We start from the raw sequence: 25574 nt of genomic DNA, 5'->3' as shown, positions 1-25574 counted from the left end.
GGCGACAGAGTACGCCAATGCGCGGCCTCATTGCGGCTTTTCGAAGGGTTTGTCGAAGCTGATCTCGGGCTCCTGCAGCGGCCCCTTGACGTCGTACTGGACGCTGGCGAAACGCGCCACCTTGTCGCCCAGCAGCTTGTCGACGACGAACAGCGCACCACCGATCGCCGGCGCACCGACGATCAGTGCGGCGAGCGGCAGGTTGTTGGTCACCGGCAGTGTCACCAGCAGCTTGGCATCGATCTGCTCGTTCCCCATGTCGAGATTGCCGTTGAGCTCCAGGTTGCTCGACGGTCCGGAGAGTGTGATCGGCTCACGGGTGACGAACAGACCATTGGTCGCCTGCAGATTACCCTTGACCCGGTCGTAGCTCAGCCCCTTGCCCAGCAGGTCGGAGAAATCCAGACGCAGGCGACGACCAATGGAGTTGAAATTGAGCAGGCCGAACACCCGCAAGGCCTGAGCCGAACCCTGCACCTCGACGAACTGTCCCTTGCGCAGCGACGGATCGAGATTGCCGGAATAACGCTTGAGCGAGAACCAGGCAGGCGAGCCCGGCCAGTTGCCATCGGCATCCACGCGGAAGCTCTCACTGGTGACGCTGGGGGCAAAATCCCAAGCCTGCAGGATCTTGCTCAGATCCCCCCCTTGCAGACGCCCCTTGTACCAGCTGCGGCTGTTGCCAGGCTCACCACGCCAGCCGGCGCTGCCGCCGATCTTCAGGCCCTGCAGATCCAGATCCAGCTCATCGAAGCGAACGCCCTGTGCTTCGGGGCGCACTTTCAGCGACCACGCACCGAGCACCTTGTCCCCGCGCCGCACCTGATCGATATGCACGTCCAGCGCCGGAATCTTGCGCGGGTCGACGTCAGCCAGAGGGTCGGGCGCAGACATGCTCTTGTCCGCATCAGGATCGGGGGCCGGCAGCCTGACATAGCGCAGATCGATGCCGATCGGTGCGTTATCAGCATCCGGCAACAGCACCTGGCCAGCCGCCAATGCACTGTCCAGTTGCAAAGCCCAGGCCTGGCCCTGACGCGTCAGACCGACGCTCAGCTTCTCGACCTCCTGGCCGAAACCACGGAAACGTCCGATGTCCAGTTGCGCACTCTTGAACAGCCGCTGGCTGTCGGCATCTACGGAAACCTTGTGCTTGCTGCCCACCTGCTGCCAGGCGCTGAGATCCAGCTCGACCAGCCGCCCACGCACGCGCAAGCCTGGTTCGGTCGGCAAGCGCGCCGCCTCGCCGCCCAGCACCAGTTCGCCACGCCCTTGCGCCAGGGCACCCGGTGGTGAGGCCAGGCTCAGGCTGGCCAACTCGGCGTATTGCGCCCAATAACGGCGCTCGCGCCCGGACAGGGTCATGCGCCAGTCGGCATGCAGCTCTTCGCCTGCGGCCTTGCCGAACGGTGCCGGCAACTCGACCGCGACGCCGCGCAGCGTGGAGTCGACACGCAGCAGGCTGTCATCACCATCCAGGGTCAGGCGCAGCCGGTAGGGCAACAGCCCAGTGACCGGCAGACTCGGCGGCGCCTTCAGCCATTTCTGCAGCGCCGTTATCTCGACCTGACCACGCAGATCGAACAGCGTGCGCCCCTGGCCGCGCGAGCCTTGTGCGCTGATGCTGCCGCTGACCGGACGGCCGAACACCTGGGCACTGACCTTCGGCGCACTGAGGCCGCTGGCAGAGTTGAAACGAAACGCCCCTTCGATCTGGCTCAGTTGCAGCTCCGGATTGGCCAGTTTGAGGCTCGCCCCTTCGGTGGCGAAATCCACTACAACAGTCGGCGGTTGGCCTTTCTGCAGCGGAATATCGAGATCCAGACGACCGGCCAGCGGCCCTTCACCCTGCCAGCCGGCAAACACTTTCTGCGTGCCCAGCGGCGCTTCCTGGAAGATCTTCAGGGCATCACCCAGGCTGCTTTGCACGTCGCCTTCGAGCTTGAGGTGCGGTGGTTTGCCGTCATGCAGCAGCGCAATGTCGGCCTTGACGTCACTCACCGTACTGTCGAGCAGACGCCCCTGCTGCAGGCGTACACGCACGGCATCCGGTTCGATCAGCACGTCACCACGCCCCTCGCGCAAGGCCGGCCAGCCTGGTTGGAAGGCCAGTTCGGCGTCGCTGACACGGAAGAACAGGCTCATGTTGTGCGCTTCGCGCGGGTCACCCTTGCGAATCGAGCCCTGATACTGGAAATAACCCTCTTCCACCTTGCCGCCCTTGATGGCCGTCTGCAGCCATTCGCTGAGCGCTTCGCTCATCGCTGGCGAGCGCGTCGGCAGGTATTTGCGGGTGTAGGCCGCATCCCCGTCACGCAGGCCCACGCGCAGATCCATGTAGTCCTCGGCCTCGGGATCACTCAGCAGGCGGATCAGCATGTCACCGGCAATCTGCCCTTCCTCGCCATCCAGGCGCATGTAGGGGCTGGCCAAGGTCAGTCCCTCTTCGTTCAACTGCCAGGCCAGCCGGGCCTGGGCATGTCGGTAGCGCCAGGGCTCGGGGAAGAAATGATCCAGGTGCAGGGCGAAGTCCTCAGTGTTAAGGCGCAGCTCACCCTGCTGCAGATCGCCGCTGATGCTGCCGCTGACGTTCTCGGCCGCCGGAGCGCCGTGATAGGCCGAAAAGCCTACCTGCTCGAGGTTCGCAGCGAACTGCAACCGCTCAGGCCCGCTCAGTGCAGGGCGGAAATCCAGATGCAGGTTGCTCACACTGCCCTTCGGCGCCAGAGCAGCCACAGCCTCGCGCGCCGCCTCGGGCATGGGTGCAAGCGCTTGCACCAGAGGCGTCCAGGCGGCCAGGTCGATACGATCCGCCGCCAGCTTCCACTGTCGCTGCTCGCTGTCACCGCTGCCGTCGAGCGCCAGGTGCACTTCACCGAGGCGCTGTTCGCCGTGGCTCAGGGCCAGCGAATCGATCTGCGCATGCAGGCCGTCATCCTTTGCAGCGAAGAAGGCATTGAAAGCCACATCATCGAGCGTCACCGGCTCACGCTCGGCATAGTTCAGCCGAAGCTGTGGCGCATGCACACGCAGCGCCGCACGCTGTAGCTGCGTACCCCGCGCCGCCAGCCACAACTCACCACCTGCGCTCAGCCGTTGCAGCTTCCACTGCGCGGTCAACCGCGGTGGCAGCCAGGCAGCCCAGTCGCTCTGCGGCAGGCTGAGATAGAGTTCGGATTGCGCCTCCCGCCAGTTTTGCGGCTGCAGGCGGGTGCGCAGGTTGAGCGCCACCGGCTGACCATCGGGCAGCAGAAAACGCCCATCCAGACGCTGACTGGAAGCACCGTAGCGCAAGCTCAGGTTGACGTAGCTGAGCAGCAGCGGCTCGCGCCCGTGGGGTTGCAGCACCACACGACTGTCGAGCAGGCTGACGCGCTGCAGCACGCGCAGTTGCTGCAGCACCTGCGCCACATCTGGCGGCGCCGTCTGACGTTGCGGCAGGCCTTGCAGATGCCAGGCGCCCTGCTCGTCTTCCTGCAGATTGAGCTGCAGCCCCTGCAACTGCAGATGGGCAATACGCGGCGCGCGGGCCAGCAAGCTGGCCAGCACGTCTGGTACGAGCTGAATCTGCTCCAGGCTCAGCCCTTCACCCTCGGTGCCCAACTGCACGTCGCGCGCGACCAGCAGCGGTGCGAAGCCCTGCCAGCGCCCATCCAGATGGCCGATACGTACCGGCATGCCGAGCTGCGCGCTGGCGCGGTCTTCCAGCTCCAGGCGGTACTCGGCCACCAACGGCAGCAACTCACGCCCCAGGCTGACATACAGGGCAGCCAGCACCAGCAGCGCCGCACACAGGCCCAGGCCCCAGCGCAACAGCGCCGCGAACAGCATGGCGAGGCGGTTCACCTCGGCACCCGCGCTCAGAGGAGCACCACGTCGTACTGTTCCTGGGAGTACATGCTCTCCACCTGGAACTTGATGGTGCGGCCGATGAAGGCCTCCAGGTCGGCGACGTTACCCGACTCTTCATCGAGCAGGCGGTCGACCACCTTCTGGTTGGCCAGCACGCGATAGCTTTCTGCCTGGTAGGCCCGCGCCTCGCGCAGGATCTCGCGGAAGATCTCGTAGCAGATGGTTTCCGGCGTTTTCAGCTTGCCGCGCCCCTGGCAGGCACTGCACGGCTCGCACAGCACCTGCTCGAGGCTCTCGCGGGTGCGCTTGCGGGTCATCTGCACCAGGCCAAGTTCAGTGATGCCGATGATGTTGGTCTTGGCATGGTCACGTTCGAGCTGCTTCTCCAGGGTGCGCAACACCTGGCGCTGATGCTCCTCGTCCTCCATGTCGATGAAGTCGATGATGATGATGCCGCCAAGGTTACGCAGGCGCAGTTGGCGGGCGATGGCCGTGGCCGCCTCCAGGTTGGTCTTGAAGATGGTTTCTTCCAGGGTGCGATGACCAACGAAGGCGCCGGTATTGACGTCGATGGTGGTCATCGCTTCGGCCGGATCGACCACCAGGTAACCACCGGACTTGAGCGGCACCTTGCGCTCCAGCGCGCGCTGCACTTCGTCCTCGACGCCGTACAGGTCGAAGATCGGCCGCTCGCCGGGGTAGTGCTCCAGGCGGTCGGCGATTTCCGGCATCAGCTCGGCAACGAACTGGGTGATCTTGCCGAAGGTCTCGCGCGAGTCGACACGGATCTTCTCGGTGCGCGGGCTGACCAGATCACGCAGGGTGCGCAAGGCCAGCGACAGGTCTTCGTAGATCACCGACGGCGCCTTGGCCGTCTGTACCTGCGCGGAAATCTGATCCCACAGGCGTCGCAGGTAGCGGATGTCGATGAGAATCTCGTCGGCCCCCGCGCCTTCGGCGGCGGTACGCAAGATGAAGCCGCCCGCCTCCTCGATGCCCTCGGCAGCGACGCAGTCGGCAACCACCTGCTTGAGGCGCTCGCGCTCGGCCTCGTCCTCGATCTTCAGGGAAATGCCCAGGTGACTGGTGCGCGGCATGTACACCAGATAGCGCGAGGGAATCGACAGCTGCGTGGTCAGGCGCGCGCCCTTGCTGCCGATGGGATCCTTGGTCACCTGCACCACCAGGCTCTGGCCCTCGTGCACCAGCGCGCTGATCGGCTCCACCGCCGCGCCTTCGCGGCTGGAAATCTCCGAGGCATGGATGAACGCCGCGCGCTCCAGGCCGATGTCGACGAAGGCCGCCTGCATGCCCGGCAGCACCCGCACCACCTTGCCCTTGTAGATATTGCCGACGATGCCGCGCTTTTGCGTGCGCTCGACGTGCACTTCCTGCAGAACGCCGTTTTCCACCACCGCCACGCGCGATTCCATTGGCGTGATATTGATCAGAATCTCTTCGCTCATGCATCCATCCCGATGGATTCGTTGCCCGCTTGGCGTGGCAAAAAGTTTAGTGGGCGGCCGGCGCTTGCCAGCAGGCGATGCCGAAATCACCGAGCATCTGCGCCGTTTCGCACAAAGGCAGACCGACTACCGCCGAGTAACTGCCCTCGATGCGGCTGACGAACACCGCCGCCAACCCCTGAATACCATAACCGCCCGCCTTGTCGCAGGGTTCGCCGCTGGCCCAGTAGGCGGCGATCTCGGCGTCGTTCAGGGAACGGAAGCTCACATCGCTGCACACCACCTGCGCCATCTCACGCGCCTGGCTGACCAGGGCCACGGCCGTCATCACCTGATGAGTACGGCCACTCAGCGCACGCAGCATGCGCTGAAAGTCGGCGAAGTCCTGCGGCTTGCCGAGAATTTCGCCGTCGAGTACCACAGCCGTATCGGCGCCGAGCACCACGGCATCTGCCTGTTTCGACAATGCGAGCAGCCCGGCGTGCGCCTTGCCGCGCGCCAGACGCTCTACATAGGCTGCCGGCGGCTCATCTGGCAATGGGGTTTCGTCTATCGAGGCGATTTGCGTGACGCAGGGCACAGCGATCTGGGCCAGCAGTTCACGACGGCGGGGCGAGGCGGAAGCCAGGAACAGTTCGGCCATGTGCTGGACTCCTATGGCGAACCGCGACCGGCCGTGCGGCGGGCCGCGCTCAGTTGACGTTGAGGCGCAGGTGCAAGCCGCGCAGAAGGACGCACACCCAGGGCCAGAGCAGCGCACTGACCAGCGCCGGCAGGATGAACGCCAGGGTCGGGGGGCGACTGCCGGTCAGGGCGTTGAGCCACAGTTGCACCAGTTGCGCCAGGCCGAACACCACCATCAGCACCATGCTCTGCTGCCACATGGGAAACATGCGCAGGCGCTGATGCAGGCTCAGCACCAGGAAGGTGATCAGGGTGAGGATCAGGGCGTTCTGCCCCAGCAGCGAACCGAACAGCACATCCTGCGCCAGGCCAAGCACCCAGGCAGTGGTCATGCCGACCCGGTGCGGCAGGGCCAGCACCCAGTAGGTGAGAAACAGCGCCACCCATAGCGGGCGGCCAATCTGCATGAACTCCGGCAACGGCGACACACTGAGCAGCAGGCCGAGCGCCAGGCTGAGCCAGATCACCCAGCCATTGCGGGGATAGGTACCGGCCATCAATGCGTCTCCTGTGCAGGCGTCGGCGTATGCGACGACGCATCCGTGGGCGCAGCCGAGGCACCGTCGCGCGCCTGTTGCGCCTCGCGGTCGGCCGCCTCCTGAGCCTGAGCAGAATCGTTGGCGCGCTCTTCCGGCGTACGCCGATCCGAGAACACCAGCAACAGGTAGCGACTGCGATTGAGCGCGGCGGTCGGCGTGGCGCGAACGATGGCGAAGGGCTGGCCGGAATCGTGGATCACTTCCGTGACCGTGGCCACCGGATAGCCGGCCGGAAAACGCTGGCCCATGCCGGAGCTGACCAGCAGATCGCCTTCCTTGATGTCGGCGGTATCGGCGACGTGGCGTAGCTCCAGGCTTTCCGGGTTGCCGGTGCCAACGGCGATGGCACGCAGGCCGTTGCGGTTGACCTGCACCGGAATACTGTGGGTGTTGTCGGTGATCAACAGTACCCGCGCGGTGTAGGGCATGATCTCCACCACCTGGCCCATCAGGCCACGGGCATCGAGCACCGGCTGGCCGAGGAACACACCGTCCTTCTCGCCCTTGTCGATGAGGATGCGATGGGTATAGGGGTTGGGGTCGACGCCAATCAGTTCGCTGACCAGCACGTCCTCATCCACCAGCGCGGCGGAGTTGAGCAGTTCGCGCAGGCGCACGTTCTGTTCGGTGAGGGTCGCCAGCTTCTGCAGGCGACGCTGCAACAGCAGGGCTTCGGCCTTGAGCTTCTCGTTCTCGGCCAGCAGTTCATTGCGCGAGGAAATCTGCTGCGTCGCGTTTTCCCAGGCACGTACCGGCAGATCGGCCATCCAGTAGAAAGGCGTGAGCACCAGCCCCATCTGGCTACGCATCGGTTTGAGCGCATCGAAGCGGGCGTCGACCACCATCAGCACAGCCGACAGCACGGCAAACACCAGCAGGCGAATACCCAGCGAGGGGCCTTTGGCGAAGAGCGGCTTAATGACCTGCTCCTTGTACGCCACAGGGACGGAAAGCGCGCGAAATCATGCGAGAGGCGAACCGGTCAGGAAAAGTTGTGGCCGAGTGTACTGCAATAGCTCGAATATGCGCGTGCCGCCCGGAGGCGGCACGGCGAATGTCCACGACCGTGGGACTTACTCGGTAGAGAGCAGATCCATGGCGTGGCGATCCATCATTTCCAGGGCCTTGCCGCCGCCACGGGCGACGCAGGTCAGCGGGTCTTCGGCGACGATCACCGGCAGGCCGGTTTCCTGGGAGAGCAGCTTGTCCAGATCGCGCAGCAGCGCACCACCGCCGGTCAGCACCAGACCGCGCTCGGCGATGTCCGAGGCCAGTTCGGGCGGCGACTGCTCCAGCGCGCTCTTGACCGCCTGGACGATGGTCGCCAGAGATTCCTGCAGCGCTTCGAGCACTTCGTTGGAGTTCAGGGTGAAGCTGCGCGGTACGCCCTCGGCCAGGTTACGGCCACGCACGTCGACTTCACGAACTTCGCCGCCCGGGTAGGCGGTACCGATTTCCTGCTTGATGCGCTCGGCGGTGCCTTCACCGATCAGCGAGCCGTAGTTGCGGCGCACGTAGGTGATGATGGCTTCGTCGAAACGGTCGCCGCCAACGCGGACGGATTCGGCATAGACCACGCCGTTGAGGGAGATCAGGGCGATCTCGGTAGTGCCACCGCCGATGTCGACGACCATCGAACCACGGGCTTCCTCGACCGGCAGGCCGGCACCGATGGCAGCGGCCATCGGCTCTTCGATCAGGAACACTTCACGGGCACCGGCGCCCAGAGCGGATTCACGAATGGCGCGGCGCTCGACCTGGGTCGACTTGCACGGCACGCAGATCAGTACACGCGGCGAGGGCTGCAGGAAGCTGTTCTCGTGAACCTTGTTGATGAAGTACTGCAGCATCTTCTCGCAGACGCTGAAGTCGGCGATCACGCCATCTTTCATCGGGCGGATCGCGGAAATATTGCCAGGCGTACGGCCGAGCATGCGCTTGGCCTCGGTACCGACGGCGACGACGCTCTTCTGGTTGCCATGAGTACGAATGGCGACCACGGAAGGCTCATTCAAAACAATGCCGCGTTCGCGCACATAAATAAGGGTATTGGCAGTGCCCAGGTCGATCGACAGATCGCTGGAAAACATGCCACGCAGTTTCTTGAACATTAGGAAGGGACCCTAGGCAACGCGTGGGTAAAAAAGTGCGGCAAACTCTAACAACGGCAGGGATTTTGAGCAAGGCGGCAATATGGTAGATTGCCTGTTTTTCCGGGCCTTGTAGCTGCACATCGCGGCCTTTGACCGCTGGCTCGCGACATCCGTTCCCTGCATGCCCTCTCAGTCACACTTCCACTGGAGAACCCCCGATGGCGCTTGAACGCTCCGAGGTGGAAAAAATCGCCCACCTGGCCCGCCTGGGTCTGAATGAAGGCGATATTCCGCAAACCACCGAGACCCTGAACAACATCCTCGGCCTGATCGACCAGATGCAGGCCGTCGATACCCAGGACATCGAACCCCTGGCCCACCCGCTGGAAGCCACCCAGCGCCTGCGTGCCGACGTGGTCAACGAGAGCAACCAGCGCGACGCCTACCAGGCCATCGCCCCGGCCGTGGAAAGCGGCCTGTACCTCGTGCCGAAAGTCATCGAATAAAGGAAAGGGCCTGACATGCATCAACTGACTCTGGCCGAGATCGCCAAGGGCCTTGCGGCCAAGCAATTCTCCGCCGAAGAACTGACCCGCAGCCTGCTGACGCGCATCGAGCAGCTCGATCCGCAGCTCAACAGCTTCATCACCGTCACCCAAGACCTCGCGCTGGATCAGGCCAAGGCCGCTGACGCCCGCCGCGCCGCTGGCGAAACCGGCGCCCTGCTCGGCGCGCCGATCGCGCACAAGGATCTGTTCTGCACCCACGGTGTGCTGACCTCCTGCGGTTCGAAGATCCTCACCGGCTTCAAGGCGCCCTATGACGCCACCGTGGTCGACAAGCTCAAATCCGCCGGTACCGTCACCCTCGGCAAGCTGAACATGGACGAGTTCGCCATGGGCTCGGCCAACGAATCCAGCCACTACGGCCCGGTGAAGAACCCCTGGGACACCAGCCGCGTACCCGGCGGCTCCTCGGGTGGTTCGGCTGCAGCGGTTGCCGCACGTCTGCTGCCGGCCGCCACTGGCACCGACACAGGCGGCTCGATCCGCCAGCCGGCGGCGCTGACCAACCTCACCGGCATCAAGCCCACCTACGGCCGCGTCTCGCGCTGGGGCATGATCGCCTACGCCTCCAGCCTCGACCAGGGCGGCCCACTGGCCCGCACCGCCGAGGACTGCGCCCTGCTGCTCGGCGCCATGGCCGGTTTCGATCCGAAGGATTCCACCAGCGTCGATCAGCCGGTCGATGACTACCTGGCAGCGCTGGCCCAGCCGCTCGCTGGCCTGCGCATCGGCCTGCCCAAGGAGTACTTCGGTGCCGGCCTGGATGCGCGCATCGGCGAGAAGGTCATGGCCGTGGTCGAGGAGCTGAAAAAGCTCGGCGCCACCGTCAAGGACATCTCGCTGCCGAACATGCAGCACGCGATCCCCGCCTACTACGTGATCGCACCCGCTGAGGCCAGCTCCAACCTGTCGCGCTTCGACGGCGTGCGTTTCGGCTATCGCTGCGAGAACCCGGTCAACCTCGAAGACCTGTACAAGCGTTCGCGCGGCGAAGGCTTCGGTGCGGAAGTCAAACGCCGCATCATGGTCGGCACCTACGCCCTGTCCGCCGGTTACTACGACGCCTACTACATCAAGGCCCAGCAGATCCGCCGCCTGATCAAGAACGACTTCGTCGCTGCGTTCAACGAGGTCGACGTGATCCTCGGCCCGACCACGCCGAACCTGGCCTGGAAGATCGGCGAGAAAGGTGGCGACCCGGTCTCCGCGTACCTGGAAGACATCTACACCATCACCGCCAACCTGGCCGGTATTCCCGGCCTGTCGATGCCGGCCGGCTTCGTCGATGGCCTGCCGGTGGGCGTGCAGTTGCTCGGCAACTATTTCCAGGAAGGTCGTCTGCTCAACGTCGCGCACCAGTATCAGCAGGTCAGCGACTGGCATAAACACGCACCGAGCGGCTTCTAGGCCATGGCGCAGCCATGTGGCCTTTTCCCCTCTCCCATTCATGGGAGAGGGTGGCGCGTAGCGCCGGGAGAGGGCCTGCCCATGCCATACAGGATCGAGGAACACTAAAGATGCAATGGGAAACCGTGATCGGGCTTGAGATCCACGCTCAGCTCAGCACCCAATCGAAGATTTTTTCGGCCAGCGCCACCAGCTTCGGCGCCGAGCCCAACACCCAGGCCAGCCTGATCGACCTCGGCATGCCCGGCACCCTGCCGGTGCTCAACGCCGAAGCCGTGCGCATGGCCTGCCAGTTCGGCCTGGCCATCGACGCTGAAATCGGCGAGCGCAACGTCTTCGCGCGCAAGAACTACTTCTACCCGGATCTGCCCAAGGGCTACCAGACCAGCCAGATGGATCACCCCATCGTCGGCAAGGGCCATCTGGACATCACCCTGGAAGACGGTACCGTCAAGCGCATCGGCATCACCCGTGCGCACCTGGAAGAAGACGCCGGCAAGAGCCTGCACGAAGACTTCCAGGGCATGAGCGGCATTGACCTGAACCGCGCCGGCACGCCGCTGCTGGAGATCGTCTCCGAACCGGACATCCGTTCGGCCAAGGAAGCTGTGGCTTATGTCAAAGCCATCCACGCACTCGTCCGCTACCTGGGCATCTGCGACGGCAACATGGCCGAAGGCTCGCTGCGTTGCGACTGCAACGTCTCGGTGCGCCCGAAAGGCCAGGCCGAGTTCGGCACCCGCGCCGAGATCAAGAACGTCAACTCGTTCCGTTTCATCGAAAAAGCCATCAACCATGAAGTGCAGCGCCAGATCGAGCTGATCGAAGACGGCGGCAAGGTGGTGCAGGAAACCCGCCTGTACGATCCGAACAAGGATCAGACGCGCTCCATGCGCAGTAAGGAAGAAGCCAACGACTACCGTTACTTCCCCTGCCCGGATCTGCTGCCGGTGGTGATCGAGCGCAGTTTCCTCGACGAGCTGCGCGCTGGCTTGCCTGAGCTGCCGCCGCAGAAGCGCGAGCGTTTCGAGAGCCAGTTCGGCCTGTCCACCTACGACGCCAGCGTCTTGTCCGCGAGCCGCGAACTGGCCGACTACTTCGAGGCAGTCAATGCCGTGTGTGGCGACGCCAAACTGGCGGCCAACTGGGTGATGGGCGAGCTGTCCAGCCTGCTGAATAAAGAGGGCCTGGAGATCGAGCAGTCGCCGGTTTCCGCCGAGCAACTGGGCGGCATGATCCTGCGCATCAAGGACAACACCATCAGCGGCAAGATCGCCAAGATGGTCTTCGAAGCCCTGGCTGCCGGTGAAGGCGCAACAGCCGATGAAGTGATCGAGAAAAAGGGCCTCAAGCAGGTCACAGACTCCGGCGCCATCGAGAAGATGCTCGACGAAGTGCTGGCGGCCAATGCCGAGCAAGTCGAACAGTACCGCGCCAGCGACGAAGCCAAGCGCGGCAAGATGTTCGGCTTCTTCGTCGGCCAGGCCATGAAAGCCTCCAAGGGCAAGGCCAACCCAGGGCAAGTGAACGAACTGCTGAAGAAGAAGCTCGAAAGCTGAGCCTCTATTCATTGAAACGACGCCGGGCCTGCCCGGCGTCTTTTTATCTGGAGATAACCACGATGACGATCCGTAGCCCGGATGCAATCCGGGAAATCCCCAGCCCCCGGATTACAGCCAGGCTACAGACCTGGGCCTTGCTGGGTGCGCTCGCCCTGCTCGGCGGTTGCTCGACCTTCGGCGGCGCAGGCTCAGGCACCAGCGAAACCGGCGAAGCCTCCTATTACGGCGATCGCCATCACGGCAAGAAGACCGCCAGCGGCGAGCGCTTCGACCAGCGCGCGCTGACCGCCGCCCACCGCACCCTGCCGTTCGGCACGCAAGTACGGGTGACCAACCTGAACAACGAGCGCAGCGTGGTGGTGCGCATCAATGATCGCGGCCCCTTCGTGCGCGGACGCATCATCGATGTTTCCCGCGCCGCCGCCGAGCGCCTGGACATGCTGCGCTCAGGCGTGGCGCCGGTGCGTATCGAAGCCCTGGACTGAACAGAGTCTGTAACAAATCGCTGCGACACCCCTCTGGCGCCGCCATAGGCCATCGTTACACTAGCCGCACTTTTTCCGGAGCTCGCATGCAATGACCCTGATGACCTACGTCTACCTGATCGCCGGCCTGGTGCTACTGGTGGCCGGCGCCGAAGTGCTGGTGCGCGGCGCTGCCAAGCTGGCCGCCCAGTTCGGCATCCCACCCCTGGTGATCGGCCTGACCGTGGTAGCCTTCGGCACCAGCGCACCGGAAACCGCAGTCAGCGTGCAATCGGCGCTCAACGGCAGCGGCGACCTGGCCATCGGCAACGTGGTCGGCAGCAATATCGCCAACGTCCTGCTGATCCTCGGCATGACTGCCCTGGTCGCGCCCCTGATCGTCTCGCGCCAGCTCATTCGCCTCGACGTACCGATCATGATCGGCGCCAGCCTGCTGACCTTCGGCCTGGCCTGGGACGGCGAACTGAGCCGTCTCGACGGCGCCCTGCTGTTCGCCGGCGTGCTGAGCTATACCGGCTTCCTGATCTACAGCGCACGCAAGGACAAGGGCGCGCAGGACGATGAGTTCGCCGAAGAGTTCGGCCTCAACGAACCTGCCAAACCCTACGCCTGGGTCATCAACCTCGGCCTGATCATCGTCGGTCTGGTGCTGCTGGTTACAGGCTCGAACTTCCTGGTCGAAGGCGCCGTACAACTGGCCCGCGCACTCGGTCTGTCCGAACTGGTGATCGGCCTCACTGTGATCGCCATCGGCACCTCGCTGCCGGAACTGGCCACCTCGATCATCGCCGCCTTCAAGGGCGAGCGCGACATTGCCGTCGGCAATATTGTCGGAAGCAATATCTTCAACCTGCTCTGCGTACTCGGCCTGGCTTCGCTGGTTTCGCCAGCGTCCATTGCCGTATCGCCCAATGCTCTGGCCTTCGACTTCCCGGTGATGATCGCCGTGGCGGTGGCCTGCCTGCCGATCTTCTTTGCCGGCTACCGCATCAACCGCTGGGAGGGCCTGCTGTTCCTCGCCTATTACGTGGCCTACACCTTCTATCTGGTGATGTTCAGCACAGGTCGCCCGTTCGCGCAGACCTTCGGCGAGGCGATGATCGGCTACGCCCTGCCGCTGACCGCCATCACCCTGGTGGTGATCGCCGCACGCGCCTGGCACAAGCAACGCGGCCAGGAGATCCAACCATGAGCGACAGCCACGAGCGCGGCCTGCAGGTGCGCCGAGAAGTGATGGGCGATGCCTTCGTCGACCGCGCTCTGGGCAATGCCACCGAGTTCACCCAGCCGCTGCAGGACTTCGTCAACGAACATGCCTGGGGCGGTGTCTGGACGCGCAGCGGCCTGCCCCGCGCGACCCGCAGCCTGATCACCCTGGCGGCGTTGACCGCGCTGAAATGCCCACAGGAACTCAAGGGCCACGTACGCGGCGCCCTGAACAACGGCTGCACCGTCGAGGAAATCCGCGAAACCCTGCTGCATTGCGCGGTGTATGCGGGCGTGCCAGCCAGCATCGACGCCTTCCGCGCCGCCCAGGAAGTGATCGACGAATGGCAGGCGCAGAGCGCCTGAACCACTCCCAGGCTCAGGGGTAGCTGAAGCGCTTGACCAGGGTCAGCTCGCCCGGCGCGCGCATGGGAATGAGGAAGGACTCCTGCTTCTCGTTGGGTGTGCCTTCCTCGCTGATCAGCGTCACTTGCGCCGTGGTCAGCTCGGCTGCCGGGTCGCCCGCCTCGCCATAACCACCGCCGTAGTAGTTGACGTAGACCAGGTACTCGCCCTTGAGCGGCGTCGGCGAGGCGATCATTTCCGGGCCGAAGCCACCGGTCACATCCACATCCAGCGCCGCGCCATTGGCCAGGGCGCGCTCGCCATACCAGACATGACCGCCATCGGGCGTCACTAGGTGCAGGTCGAGATCGGTGTTGTCACTGTCCCACGACAACACAACGCGCAGCCGCGCCGGCGTCTCGCCACTGCCGTTGTTGTAGAACTGCACACGACGCACCTGCTGGCCGTCCGGGCTGCGCACTTCGACGTTATTGCTGCCGGACGGGAAGACGAAGGGCCGGTCGAAGCGGCCATCATCCTGCACCTTGAGCGGCATGCTGATGCCATTGACCACCAGGCGTGCCGGGGCACCAGTCGGCGCCTTGTCAGTGGACTTGATGCGCCCGAGGATGCGCGCGGCATCGCCCTGATCCGGCGCGCTGTTGACTGCCGAGGCCGGGTAGTTGACCTCCTGCATGAAGTGCGCGCCCTCGTCCGAGCCGGTGCGCCAACCGGCGCGCGGCGTGTCCAGGGTGATCTCGGCGAAGGCGCCGAAGGGCAGAGTGCACAGCAGCAGGGAGGCGAAACGCAAACGATGGTTCATGGCTGAGCTTCCAGCAGCAGGTAACGGGCCAGGCCCTCGATGTAATTCTCATCCTGGCCGTTGGGGTGAGCCTCGAAGGCCAGGTGCAGGTATTCGTGCGTCAGGTCGAGGCGATCCTGCAGCGATTGCAGGCCGCGCACGTAGATGCGTCGGCGCTCGCGGTCGATATGTGGCTTGCCGCTGTGCAGGCGGCAGACGGCGAAATCGCCGGTCTCGGCATAGCCGGCCTCGGCATCGAGCAGCGGGCGCCAGCGGCGGCGCCGTTGTTGCAACCAGTCCTCGGCGGCGGCCAGTGGCTGGCAGGCGGCGATGGGTTTGTCCCAGCGACTCAGGCTGGAGCGCGCGAAGGCCCGCGCCAGGATCGCGTCGTAACGCAGACCGGCCTCGGCCTGCTCGACCGCCTGACGCCAGACGAGGCGGTCGCTGCCCGGCAGATCAGCGTGATAGGTGACCACCGCGCCGGCCAGCACCAGATCGGCCGTCCACGCCGCGATCTCGCGCGCGGCGGCGCTGGCCGGGCGTGGCGCGACGCGTTGCTGAGCGCTGCTGTCGCGGATCGCCAGGCACTCATCACGGCGCTCGCCGTTCTGCAGCAGGTAGGTGCGGATGGCCACGGCCAGCGCCTTGGCCGCTTCGGCTGGCTGCGCCGCGCCCTCACGGTCGAGCACCCGCGCCACGTATTCCTCGCGTTGCAGGCGCGCGACCAGGCGCGGCGTAGCGCCGGGCAGCAGAAACAACTCGCCCTGGCTTTCGATGGGCAGCACATTGCCGTTGGCGAAGGTCACCTGATAATGCCCCTGCAGCGCACCCGGCTGGCTGACCGGGCTGCCATCAGCGCGGCTCAGGCTGCGCAGCGGATAGCGGTCGAACAGGGCCACCTCGACGCAGCCGCCCGCCTCGCTCGGCCAGGGAGCCGGCAGCACCTGGCCCAGCGCTTCGCCGTAGTGCCTGAGCACGCGCTGACTGGTGCCGGCGCCACCGGCCCAGAGCGGCGTGCCGTCGACCAGCCAGCCGGCGAAACCGCCCTGGCGCGCCTGCGCATCGCCATCGGCCAGCCAGCTCCAGGTCTTGACCCGCAGGCGCCCGCCCAGCGGGCCGAGCAGCGCGCCATCGGCACTGTTGCTGGTCACATCGAGTAGCACCCGGCGCGCCTCGGCCTGGGCCGGCAAGGTCGCCAGGCTGTCGAGCAACTGGCTTACCGCAACGCGGTGCTGCGGTTGCAGACCGTTCAGATCGAGCAGCCAGTCCGGCGCCTGGCGCGCCTGCCAGTAGTCATGCCACGACCCGGCCTCAATCCCCAGGCGCTGCGGCGCGAAGTACAGGCCGCAGGACTTGACCAGCGCCTGGTCACGGTCGATGCGCTCGCCGGTCTGGCAGCAATAGACCTCTTCGCGATCCTGGCCGCTGCAGGTGTAGCCCGGATCGGGCAGGCCGCGGTCGACCTGGTAGGCGTAGACAAACAGCTTCCACAGGCTGCCGAGCGGCGTGCGCAGATCCGCCGGCAACGCCTCGCGGGCGAGCAGTTGCCGCTCATCCAGGCGCAACAGCTCGGCGCCTTGCGACGTGCGCCAGGCCAGCTGCAGCGGCGCCTCTCCGGCCGTAGCCAGACAGGGCGCCAGCAAGGCCAGCCAGGCCAGCGCGCGCATCCTCACTCGACCTTCAGCTCGGCCAGTGCCGGCGTCTGCTCGAATGCTTGCGCCTGTGGGTCATACATGCGCGAGTAGCGCGCAGGCGGCAGATGGAACTCACCTTTTTGCGAGAAGCGCACCAGATGGCGCAGCACCAGCTTGCCCTGCAGGCTGTCCACTGGCACGGCATAGAGCAGTTGCCCCGGCTCGTGGCGGGCCTTCTCCAGCGTTTGTGCCTCGGGCGAATCCAGACCGCTGACCTGCAGGCCCCAGGTGGTGCGCTCGACATCCGCACCCGGCGGCAACGGCACTTCCAGCAGCCCGTAGCGACGTGGTTGCTCGGCGGTGCTCTCCAGGGTGACTTCATCGAGATACAACTGGTCGCCAGAGATCGGCCCGTCGCCCACTTCCTCGACGCTGAAATTGAAGGCTTCCTCGCCCGGCACCAGGCGCAGCAGACGGCGGCTGACCTTGACCTTGAGGTTGCCACTCGGCGGCGTGGCCGCGCTGTCGTAGCTGAGCGCGGCGGCCAGGGCCTGATCGCCGGCCGGCAGCTCCAGCGCGCTCGGCAGCTGGGTGCCCTGCCATTGCCAGGTGGTTTCCCCGCTGTTGCCTTCATGCGCTTGCCAGCCGCCCCCCGGCGCTGCCACGGCAGCTACCGGCGCATCGCCCAGGCGGCGCTGCAGCCAGGTCAGCGCCAGGGCGCGCTCCAGGGTCGCCTGGGCGGGCGTCAAGCGTTGCAGCAGGGCATTGATCGCTGCGGCATCGACAGGGCCACGGGACAGGCGCACGGCTTCGGCGAACGGCTGCTGGCTGGCCGCGACCCGCGCCCTGGCATCGGCCAGGCTGACGGCGAAGCGTGACGGCAGGCCGATCTTGCTACCGGCCATGTCGGCGGCCAGCACGCGGGCCAGATCCAGCCCCAGGCGCGAATCCGGGTAGGCCATCACCAGGCTGGTTTCGCCGGTTTCGTCCAGCGCCACGTCGTCGCCCTCCTCGGCCTTGCCGAGATCCTCCAGCAAGCCTTTGAGCAGGGTATCGGTGGGCAACTGCATTTCGCGGGCGAAACCGAGGATCAGCGCGCGCTGCAGCAAGGGCACCTGCGCTGCCTGCTGGCCGTAGAGGTCGAGCACACGCTGCCAGTGTTCCGGCGGCAGTTCGACGGCCAGGGTGCGGCTGGCATGCCAGTCGGCGTAATAGGCATAGGCGGTGAGGAAGGCATCGGCATTACCGCCCTCGCCCCACCAGGTGAAGGTGGCCTCGGGGCCGGCCATCTGCACCAGGCGCAGGCGGCTGTTCTGCATGATCAGGCGCAGACGCTCGCCGATACGGGCCTCGCCCTTGGCCAGGGTCGGGTAAGCCAGGCTCAGCGGCAGCAGTCGGCTGGCGGTCTGCTCGACGCAGCCATAGGGGTAGGCCAGCAGGTCATCCAGTGCCGAGCGGAACAGCATCTGGTTGGCATCGCCCAGGCGCAGACGGACGTTGCGCGCATCCGCCGGCAGGCTCAGCGGGTTGCTGCCCGCCGCCAGGGTGAGGTTCTGCACGTGCAGGCGCTGCCAGCCTTCACCGGCGACACGCAGGCCGACGCGCAGCGCATCCACCGGTTTGCCGTCCTGTACCAGCGCGGCGCTCAGCTCACCAGCCTGCAGCGCGGTCGGCGGCAAGGCCAGGTAGTTGGCCCCGCGCGCCAGCGTCACGCGCTGACGCTGTTCCTTGCCACCAACCTGGGTCAGCAGTTCGGCCTCGGTTTCGTCCTCACCCTGGTTGAAGGCGAACAGGCCCAGTTGCGGCTTGTCGCCCTCGCGGAACAGGGTCGGGCCGCTCCATTTCAGGTACAGCGGCTTCTCCGAGCGAATGAACTGCTTCTTCTGCCCCACTTCACCGGCCTCGTCGACCGCACGCACGGTGATGCGCCAGCGGGTCAGCGAATCGGGCATGCGGAAGCTGAAGCGCGCCTTGCCGTCTGCATCGGTGAGCAGATCCGGCTGCCAGGCAGCGGTGTCGACTTCCTCGCGGCGTGGCCGCTCCAGCACCTTGACCCCGCGATCACTGCGGTTGGCGCGCCCGGGCGCACTGGCGTTGCCCGGCAGGGCCACGTCATAACTGATGAACGACAGGCTGGCGCTGGTGCGCACGTTGTTGCGCCGTGGGTGGTAGAAGAATTGATCGATGCCTGGAGCGATCTCCGGCTGCAAGGCGTAGATCATCTCGTCCACCACGCTCACCGTCAGGCGGGTGGCGGCCGGCTTGCCCTTGAACTGCGTGGCCAGGTCGACGGTGACCGTCTCGCCCGGCTCGTAGCGCTCCTTGTCGGTGCTCACGGCAATCTCGATCTGCGCCTTGGCCACCTTGATCCCGGCGTTCTGGAAGCTGTAGTCGCCACCCTTGGTGTAGAGCACGGAGAAGGTCAGGTTGGGCGCGAAGTGATCGTCCACCGGGATGCGTGCGCGGTACTGGGTGTCGTTGAGCTTCTCCAGTTTCAGCCAGTCGCCGCCGCTGGAGAGCAGCGCGGTGGCCTCGACCTTGTCACGTTCCAGGCTCAACAGCGCATCGGCCACCGGCTCGGGGAAGGTGATCAACGCCAGGGCTTCATCGCCCGCCTGGTACTGGTCGCGGTCGAACACCACCTCGACGGTGCCGGCCACGGCCTTGAGACCGTTGCCGCTGACCGAATGGCCGGTGGCGCCGAGAATCAGGCCGTGCTCGTCCTTGAGGGTGATGTTGTAAGTACCGGGATGCTCGAAGCTCAGGCTGAAACCCTGATCGCTCTCACTCAGGCTGGCGCTGTGCTTGCTCTGGTCTTCCAGGCGCACCCACTCGTAGCTGGCCGGCTTGAGTTCGGTGGGCTGCTCGCTGCGGTAGCTGAACGGCACCGCCTCGCCGACGGCGCTGAAGCGCTGCGGCGCCTCCAGGCGATAACGGGCCGCACCGCGCTCGATGAGGATTTCCTTGCTGGTCTTGACCCGATAGGCCGCACCATCGCTGGCGAACACGGTGAGCAGGTAGCGGCTGGGCTTGTCCGCGGCCGGCAGCTCGAAGGCGGCGCGGCCCTTGGCATCGGTGCTCAGCTCGCTGCTGGCCAGTTCGACCGGGAACTGGCCGAGGTACTGCAGTTCGTTGTCGATCATCGACAACTGCTGGGCACGCAAGCTCAGTTGCAGGCGCGCGTCCTTGACCGGCTTGCCATCCGGGTAGAGCAGCACCAGATTGCCGGTGACCTTGTCGCCGGTGCGGAAGTCCGGCTTGCTCAGGTCGAGGGCGATCTCGAAGTGCGGTTTGATGTAGTCGGCGACGCGGAAAGCGCTGCTGTAGAGCTGATCACGGTAGACAAAGCGCAGCTCGTAGCCGCCGGCCACGGCGTTGTCCGGCAACTGGAAACGGCCCTGGGCACCGGCCTTGGCATCCAGGTTCAGGGCCAGGGTCTGCAGGGTGGTGCCATTGGCGTCGAGCACAGCCAGCTTGATCGGGGCGGTTTCGGCGGCCTTGGAGTCACGCGCGCTGGTGAATTCGCGGCCGACGATCTTCAGCTCGACCCAGTCGCCCGGCCGGTACAGTGGGCGGTCGGTGAAGGCGTAGAGCTTGGTGTCGTAGATCTCGCTGTCGTAGTAGAAGTTTTCCGAGACGAACACCCCGCCCTCGGCGTCCTCGCCGAGCAGGTAGGAGCGCTCCGGGCTGGCGTGCTGCAGGCGCAGCAGGCCCTTTTCATCGGTGCTGCCGCTGCGCATCACGCCGAGGCCATCCGTCCACAGCACCTGGGCACCGGCCACCGCGCTGCCCTCGTGCTTGCGCGCCGTCCACACCAGCAGTTCCTGGCCGGCGATCTTGCTCACCGCCACGGTATTGGAGACGAACAGTACGGTGGTGGCGCGGTACTTGCCGACTATCGCCTCGACCAGATACAGGCCCGGCTTGAGCTTGCCCAGCGGGATGTAGACGTTGCCCGGATTGACGCTGAGAAACTGGCTCGACGAGCCGGACAGCTCGACGCCCTTGGGCGGCTGGATCGGCTGGGCATCCCACAGCGGGTAGCGGAACTGCGCTACCAGCGGCACGCCCTTCATCGGTGCGTACTGCGGCTGGGCCTCGAACGGCGTCGGCGCCTTGATCGCGTCGCCCATCTTCAGCTCTGGCGCTTCCTCGGTGACCTGTACGCGCGAGTCGTAGGAGAAGGCCCGCTGCATCACCCGACGCGACTTGCGGTACCAGTTGTCCCACAGATAGGCCAGGGTATTGGACAGCCCCTCGCCCTTGTATTGCCCTTCGGCCACCACGCGGTGCAGGTTCTTCTGCCGCTTGAGGAACTCCAGCGGCTGGTCGATGCGGTACACGCGCATGTCCACGCCGCCATAGGGCTCCATCATGTAGCGCCGGTAATCGCGGCCCGGCGCTTCGAGGCGCACCTTGGCCACCTCGTCGCTGGCAAAGCTGCTGTCGGCCAGCAGGAAGAACGACTGCCCCGCCACCGGCGAGTAGCCGCTGGGTTGCACGCTGTCATCGGCCTGCGCGGCCAGGGGCAGCACGCTGGCCAGCAGGGCAAGAGTGGCCTGGCGCAGGGCACGGATAGGCAGGTTCATCGATACGCTCCTCATCGGCTGAGAAAATGCAGCCGGTAGACGCCAACGAAATTGGGATTGGATGCATCGGGAATCCATCGGGTGTCCTTCCATGTCATCAGTTGCTGCAGGCTCACGGAGCGCATGCCGTTGTCGGTCGGGGTACTGCTGCCGGTGTGGTAGAGGATGTTGCGGCCCATCCAGATCATCAGGTGCTGGTCGTCGCCCTGATCGAAGAAGATCAGATCGCCGGGGCGCGCCTGGTTGAGATCGCGCCCGACCAGGGTGCTGTTGAACTGGATCAGCTTGATTGCATTGACGTAGGGACCGAGCTGGCCGCCGCCCTGCTGCCACTGCTGGGCCAGACCACGCTGGGCCTCGCTGAGCTCCAGCTCCGGCGGCAGGTAGCGGTTGCTCAGGCCGTTGGCGCGCAGCCATTTGGCGTCGTGCACCTTGAGTGCTTCGTTGGCGGCGAAACGCACCAGGCCGGCACAGTCCTGCTGGTGCCAGCGCGGGCTGGGGCCCTGGCGCAACTGCTCCTGGGCGATGCGCACGAACCAGGCACGAAACACCTGCGACTGCTGGGCGTCGAGCCCAGGCACGGCGTCACTGGCGCAGGCGAGCGCGCTCATGAGCAGCAGCGCGCTGCCGAGCAGCAGGCGTTTCACAGGGCACGCCACTGCAGCGGCAGCCATTGCCAGGCCTCGTCGGCCTCGGCGTCTGCCGGCAGGCTGAGGGCGTACTTGCCATGCCCGGACAGCGCCCGCAGCTTGGGCAGCAGGTTGGCCTGCGCGGCGTTGCGGAACACCGGCTCGATGTCTTCCGGCAGGCTCTCCAGGGTTTCCCGTTCGAGCAGCGCGGCCATGCTGTCCGGCGCCAGGTAGGCCGGCACCAGGGCATTGGCCGGCAGCACGTCGGCCAGCGGCGGGAAGCGCTTGTCGAGGGTTTGCAGGCCCTTCTCCAGCAGGCGGTCATCCAGGGAGAACAGCAGGGTCGCGCCATGCCGGGCCAGGCCGATGCGGAAGAAGCCGCGCGAAGCCAGGGCGTCGGGCTCTTTCGCCAAATCTGCCGGGTACTGACCAAAGTTGGAGCCGACCTGACGCTGCCAGCTATGGGTTTCGCCCTCGCTACGCGTCTCAACAGGGAAACTGCCGCCTTCGGCGTTGGGCTCCCAGGCGCCGATCACGCGCTCGAACAGCTTGGCCAATTCGGCATCGGTCTGCGCGCCAGGCGTCTGCTTGAGGGTGCCGACCAGCAAGGGCGAATGCAGGCGCGAATCCGGGTACCAGCACAGGCCGGCACTACCGCTGAGCTGCTCGGCCAGTTCGCGCGCCGCCTCGGGCTCGGCACCCACCTTGGTCAGCAAACGCTCGGGCAGGCCCGGCGCCACCGGCAGGGCCACGCAGGCACTGGCGCCCATGGGCATGGCCTGCCACACCGGAGCGAAGTCGAAGGCGCTCTGGCCGTCCACGTCATCCAGCGCCAGGAAGCTGCTCCAGCCCTGCTCGTTCATCTCGAAGCGCAGCCCGGCGAAGGCCGGCAGGAAGCGGCGATAGCCAAGGGCGAGGAAGTCCGCGCCCAGGGTAATGCGCTGACCCAGTTCGCCACGCTCGGCCAGGCCGAAGTGCTCGGGGAAGGGATGCTGGCCAGCCAGCAGGGCTTCTGCCGTCTGCGCCGAAACACGCGCCAGCACTGGCGCCTGGGCCTCTACGGCCTCTCCGTCGGTGGCGCCCTCTTCGCCCTGCGGCAGCTCGCCATAGAGCATGTCGGCGCTGGACACCAGCAACAACTGATCGCCATGGGAGGCGAAGAAAATGCTCCGTTCGCCGTTGTAGCGCAGGCGATAGAAGGGCACGGCGGCGCCGTCGACAACGAACTCGCCGGCCACGCTCAACTGGGTATCATCCAGCGCCACCTTGGCCAGCGGTTCGAGCAGCTTGGCCAGGCCGCCACGCTGGATCACCAGCATGAAATGCCGCAACCGGCCGCCGGCATCACGCCACAAGGCCACTTCGGCCGGCTGGTCGAGCAACTGGTCTAGCAACTCGTCGCGCAGTTGCAGGTCGTGTTCGTAGATGATGCGCCGCAGGCTGCCGGCCAGCCCAAGGCGGTCGGCATTGTTCTCGTAGTAGAACACCAGGTCTTCGGTGAGGGTGTCGCGCAGCAACGGCACCTTGAGCACATCCTTGGGCAGGCGGCTCAGCGAGGCGCTTTCGATCAGCACGTCAGGCCGCGTCAGATCGAGGCCCAGGTGATTGGCCTCGGCCAGCGGGCGCGTATCCTGCGGCCCCTGCTCCAGCCAGAAGAACAGACCGGCAGCCGCCGCCGGAACGGCCACGGCCAATGCCAGCAGCAGCGGGCGCCAGCGGCGCGGGCCGGGCGTGGCGGCAGGCGCAGGCGTGACGGGTGGGGTGTTCTCGCTCATAGGTACGAACCCGCGTTCAATAGTTGAAGGTTTTCACCGGCAACAGCTCGCCGATGGTGCGCAGCGGCACGATGAAGGTCTCGCGCCGCTCGTTGAGAGTGTTTTCGTTGAACACCAGGCTGATCTGCGCGGTGATCACCTCGTTCTGGTTGCTGCCGGCCTGGAAGTTGTAGCCCTGGCCGTTGAGGTTGCCCCAGTAGTTGACGTACACCAGGTAGGTGCCGTGTAGCGGCGCGGTCATGGTGAACATCTCCGGGCCGGGGCCGTCGACGCTGTCCACATCCAGGCCGCCACCGTTGCTCATCACCGGGTCGGCCCAGTAGGCATGCTGGCCATCGGGGGTGATCACGTGCAGGTCGAGCTCGGCCTTGGGATCATCCCAGCCGAGGACGATGCGCACCCGAGCGGGCGTCTTGAGCTGATTGGCTTCGTAGAACTGCACGCGACGCAGCGGCTTGCCGTCGGCACGCACCTCGACGCTGTTGGAGCCGGCGCCGAAGTTATAGGGACGGACGAAACGGCCCTGGTCATCGGTATACAGCGGCAGGGGATTGCCATTGACCGCCAGCACGTAAGGCTGGCGCAGGCCCTGAGTGCCCTCGAGCTTGCCGGCGATCAGGCTGCGGCCGCGCTGGCCGCCACGGTCGATCGGCGGTGTCGGATAGGCCACGCGCGCATCGGAAGAGCGCTCCAACAGGCCATCGTGGCGCCAACCACCGGCTGGGCCTTCCAGGCTCGCGGCGGGGTCTGCGCAGGCAGCCGCGGCGAACAACGCCAGGCTTGCCGACCACGGCAGGGGGTTCATGTTTAATCCCTTAAATGAACGAAGGTGCCAAGGCTAATGGGTGACACATCGCCTTACAATCACCACTCGCCGGAAGCTTGCGAAGTTTGACACCCGTTCACATTTGCCGCGCTCTGGCGACAGGCTGGATCAGATCCAACAACTCCACTGCAACAGCAGCAAGCCGGCATTGATGCTCAACACTGCGGCCAGGGTGGTGATGACGATGATCGCCGCCGCCAGCTCATGATTGGCGCCAATGGCACGCGCCATGACGAAGCTGGACGCCGCCGTCGGGCAGGCGAAGTAGAGGAAGAGAATCGCCAGATCCGCCTCGCGGAAGCCGCACAGCCAGGCGCCCAGCGTCGCCAACAGCGGCAGCCAGACCATCTTCATCAGGCTCGAGCCGATGGCCACGCCGCTGCTACGGCGCAGCGAGGCCAGGCTCAGCGTGCCCCCAATGCAGATCAGCGCCAGCGGCAGGGTCATCTGGGCGAAGTATTGCGCCGAGGTCAGCAGCCACTGCGGCAATGGAATCTGCCAGTAGGCGAAGGGCACCGCCGCGAGCACGCCGATGATCAGCGGATTCTTCACGATGCTCAGGGTGATGGTCTTGACGCTCGGCGTTACACCGGGGGTGTAGATGGCCAGCACGACGGCAGACAGCACGTTGTAGCAAAGGATCACCAGGGCCGCGAGCAAGGAGCCGACGGCCAGCCCGTAATCGCCATACAGGCTGGTGGCCAGGGCCAGGCCGATGATGCCGTTGTTGCCGCGAAAGGCGCCCTGGGTGTAGATGCCACGCTCGGCGAATGGCACCCGCCAGATCGCCCAGGCCCAGGCGACGAAGAACGAGGCCACGGTGGCCAGGAAGAAGTAGGTCAGCAGCTCGGGTTGGATGGCCTTGTCCAGATCGGCCTTGACCACACCGAGAAACAGCAAGGTCGGCATGGTGCCGCGAAACACCAGGCTCGATGCGGTATCGATGAAGGCGCCGTCGATCCAGCGCAACCGCTTGAGCACCACGCCGAGGAACAGCATGGCGAACACGGGCGCGGTGATGGCGAGGGTTTGGGCAGCGACAGCGAACATGGGGCACCAGGGTTGTCTGACGACCTATGTTAGCTGGCTAAGCATTTATCGGCTATGGGCATGG

General features: G+C 65.6%; 19 protein-coding genes. 6 read left to right on the top strand and 13 right to left on the bottom strand.

Annotation, left to right across the window (positions count from 1 at the left end):
* Positions 1-27: 27 nt before the first annotated feature.
* From ACODS1_RS09885 to mreB, 6 genes are all read right to left on the bottom strand, one after another.
* Positions 28-3846, bottom strand: coding sequence for a YhdP family protein (locus ACODS1_RS09885; protein WP_489085520.1), 3819 nt, complete (start codon positions 3844-3846; stop codon positions 28-30).
* 14 nt (positions 3847-3860) lie between these two features.
* On the bottom strand, positions 3861-5318 hold the full coding sequence (gene rng, locus ACODS1_RS09880; protein WP_322980513.1) for a ribonuclease G: 1458 nt from the start codon (positions 5316-5318) through the stop codon (positions 3861-3863).
* A gap of 46 nt (positions 5319-5364) precedes the next feature.
* Entirely contained in the window at positions 5365-5961 is a 597-nt protein-coding gene (locus ACODS1_RS09875) for a Maf family protein (RefSeq protein ID WP_489085519.1), read from the bottom strand.
* A 49-nt stretch (positions 5962-6010) separates the two neighbouring features.
* Positions 6011-6499, bottom strand: coding sequence for a rod shape-determining protein MreD (gene mreD, locus ACODS1_RS09870; protein WP_322980515.1), 489 nt, complete (start codon positions 6497-6499; stop codon positions 6011-6013).
* A complete protein-coding gene (mreC, locus tag ACODS1_RS09865; RefSeq protein ID WP_416340193.1) occupies positions 6499-7413 on the bottom strand; it encodes a rod shape-determining protein MreC in 915 nt (304 codons plus the stop codon). Before mreC ends, mreD begins: the two co-directional genes overlap by 1 nt.
* A 201-nt stretch (positions 7414-7614) precedes the next feature.
* Complete coding sequence (mreB, locus tag ACODS1_RS09860) at positions 7615-8652, bottom strand: rod shape-determining protein MreB (RefSeq protein WP_159971523.1); 1038 nt, start codon at positions 8650-8652, stop codon at positions 7615-7617.
* A 200-nt stretch (positions 8653-8852) separates the two neighbouring features.
* On the opposite strand from mreB, the gene gatC reads away from it, so the two are divergent.
* The 6 genes from gatC to ACODS1_RS09830 all read left to right on the top strand — a co-directional run bounded on the left by gatC (position 8853) and on the right by ACODS1_RS09830 (position 14226).
* Entirely contained in the window at positions 8853-9140 is a 288-nt protein-coding gene (gatC, locus tag ACODS1_RS09855; protein ID WP_489085518.1) for an Asp-tRNA(Asn)/Glu-tRNA(Gln) amidotransferase subunit GatC, read from the top strand.
* Positions 9141-9155: 15 nt separating this feature from the next.
* A complete protein-coding gene (gatA, locus tag ACODS1_RS09850) occupies positions 9156-10607 on the top strand; it encodes an Asp-tRNA(Asn)/Glu-tRNA(Gln) amidotransferase subunit GatA (RefSeq protein ID WP_489085517.1) in 1452 nt (483 codons plus the stop codon).
* 110 nt (positions 10608-10717) lie between these two features.
* A complete protein-coding gene (gene gatB, locus ACODS1_RS09845; RefSeq protein ID WP_489085516.1) occupies positions 10718-12166 on the top strand; it encodes an Asp-tRNA(Asn)/Glu-tRNA(Gln) amidotransferase subunit GatB in 1449 nt (482 codons plus the stop codon).
* Positions 12167-12228: 62 nt separating this feature from the next.
* Positions 12229-12654 (top strand): septal ring lytic transglycosylase RlpA family protein, encoded by a 426-nt coding sequence (locus tag ACODS1_RS09840; RefSeq protein ID WP_489085515.1) that lies wholly within the window; start codon positions 12229-12231, stop codon positions 12652-12654.
* A 91-nt stretch (positions 12655-12745) separates the two neighbouring features.
* A complete protein-coding gene (locus ACODS1_RS09835; protein WP_489085514.1) occupies positions 12746-13846 on the top strand; it encodes a calcium/sodium antiporter in 1101 nt (366 codons plus the stop codon).
* A complete protein-coding gene (locus ACODS1_RS09830; RefSeq protein ID WP_322980521.1) occupies positions 13843-14226 on the top strand; it encodes a carboxymuconolactone decarboxylase family protein in 384 nt (127 codons plus the stop codon). The genes ACODS1_RS09835 and ACODS1_RS09830 overlap by 4 nt, the downstream gene beginning before the upstream one ends.
* Positions 14227-14239: 13 nt before the next feature.
* Here the strand turns inward: ACODS1_RS09830 and ACODS1_RS09825 are convergent, their stop codons facing one another.
* From ACODS1_RS09825 to ACODS1_RS09795, 7 genes are all read right to left on the bottom strand, one after another.
* Positions 14240-15028, bottom strand: coding sequence for a YfaP family protein (locus ACODS1_RS09825; protein ID WP_489085513.1), 789 nt, complete (start codon positions 15026-15028; stop codon positions 14240-14242).
* On the bottom strand, positions 15025-16674 hold the full coding sequence (locus tag ACODS1_RS09820) for a DUF2300 domain-containing protein (protein ID WP_489085512.1): 1650 nt from the start codon (positions 16672-16674) through the stop codon (positions 15025-15027). Before ACODS1_RS09820 ends, ACODS1_RS09825 begins: the two co-directional genes overlap by 4 nt.
* Before the next feature lie 2 nt (positions 16675-16676).
* Positions 16677-21230 carry an alpha-2-macroglobulin family protein gene (locus ACODS1_RS09815; RefSeq protein ID WP_489085511.1) on the bottom strand — a complete coding sequence of 1518 codons (4554 nt, stop codon included), beginning with the start codon at positions 21228-21230 and terminating at the stop codon, positions 16677-16679.
* 11 nt (positions 21231-21241) lie between these two features.
* Complete coding sequence (locus tag ACODS1_RS09810; protein ID WP_489085510.1) at positions 21242-21904, bottom strand: DUF1175 domain-containing protein; 663 nt, start codon at positions 21902-21904, stop codon at positions 21242-21244.
* Entirely contained in the window at positions 21874-23634 is a 1761-nt protein-coding gene (locus ACODS1_RS09805) for a DUF2138 domain-containing protein (RefSeq protein ID WP_489085509.1), read from the bottom strand. Before ACODS1_RS09805 ends, ACODS1_RS09810 begins: the two co-directional genes overlap by 31 nt.
* A gap of 16 nt (positions 23635-23650) precedes the next feature.
* Positions 23651-24439 carry a YfaP family protein gene (locus ACODS1_RS09800; RefSeq protein WP_489085508.1) on the bottom strand — a complete coding sequence of 263 codons (789 nt, stop codon included), beginning with the start codon at positions 24437-24439 and terminating at the stop codon, positions 23651-23653.
* Positions 24440-24568: 129 nt separating this feature from the next.
* On the bottom strand, positions 24569-25510 hold the full coding sequence (locus ACODS1_RS09795; protein ID WP_489085507.1) for an AEC family transporter: 942 nt from the start codon (positions 25508-25510) through the stop codon (positions 24569-24571).
* Positions 25511-25574 lie beyond the last annotated feature (64 nt).

This window comes from Pseudomonas sp. FG29 (assembly GCF_057809355.1).
Note: the sequence above shows the minus strand (reverse complement) of the source record. Positions and strands in the feature narration are given on the sequence as shown.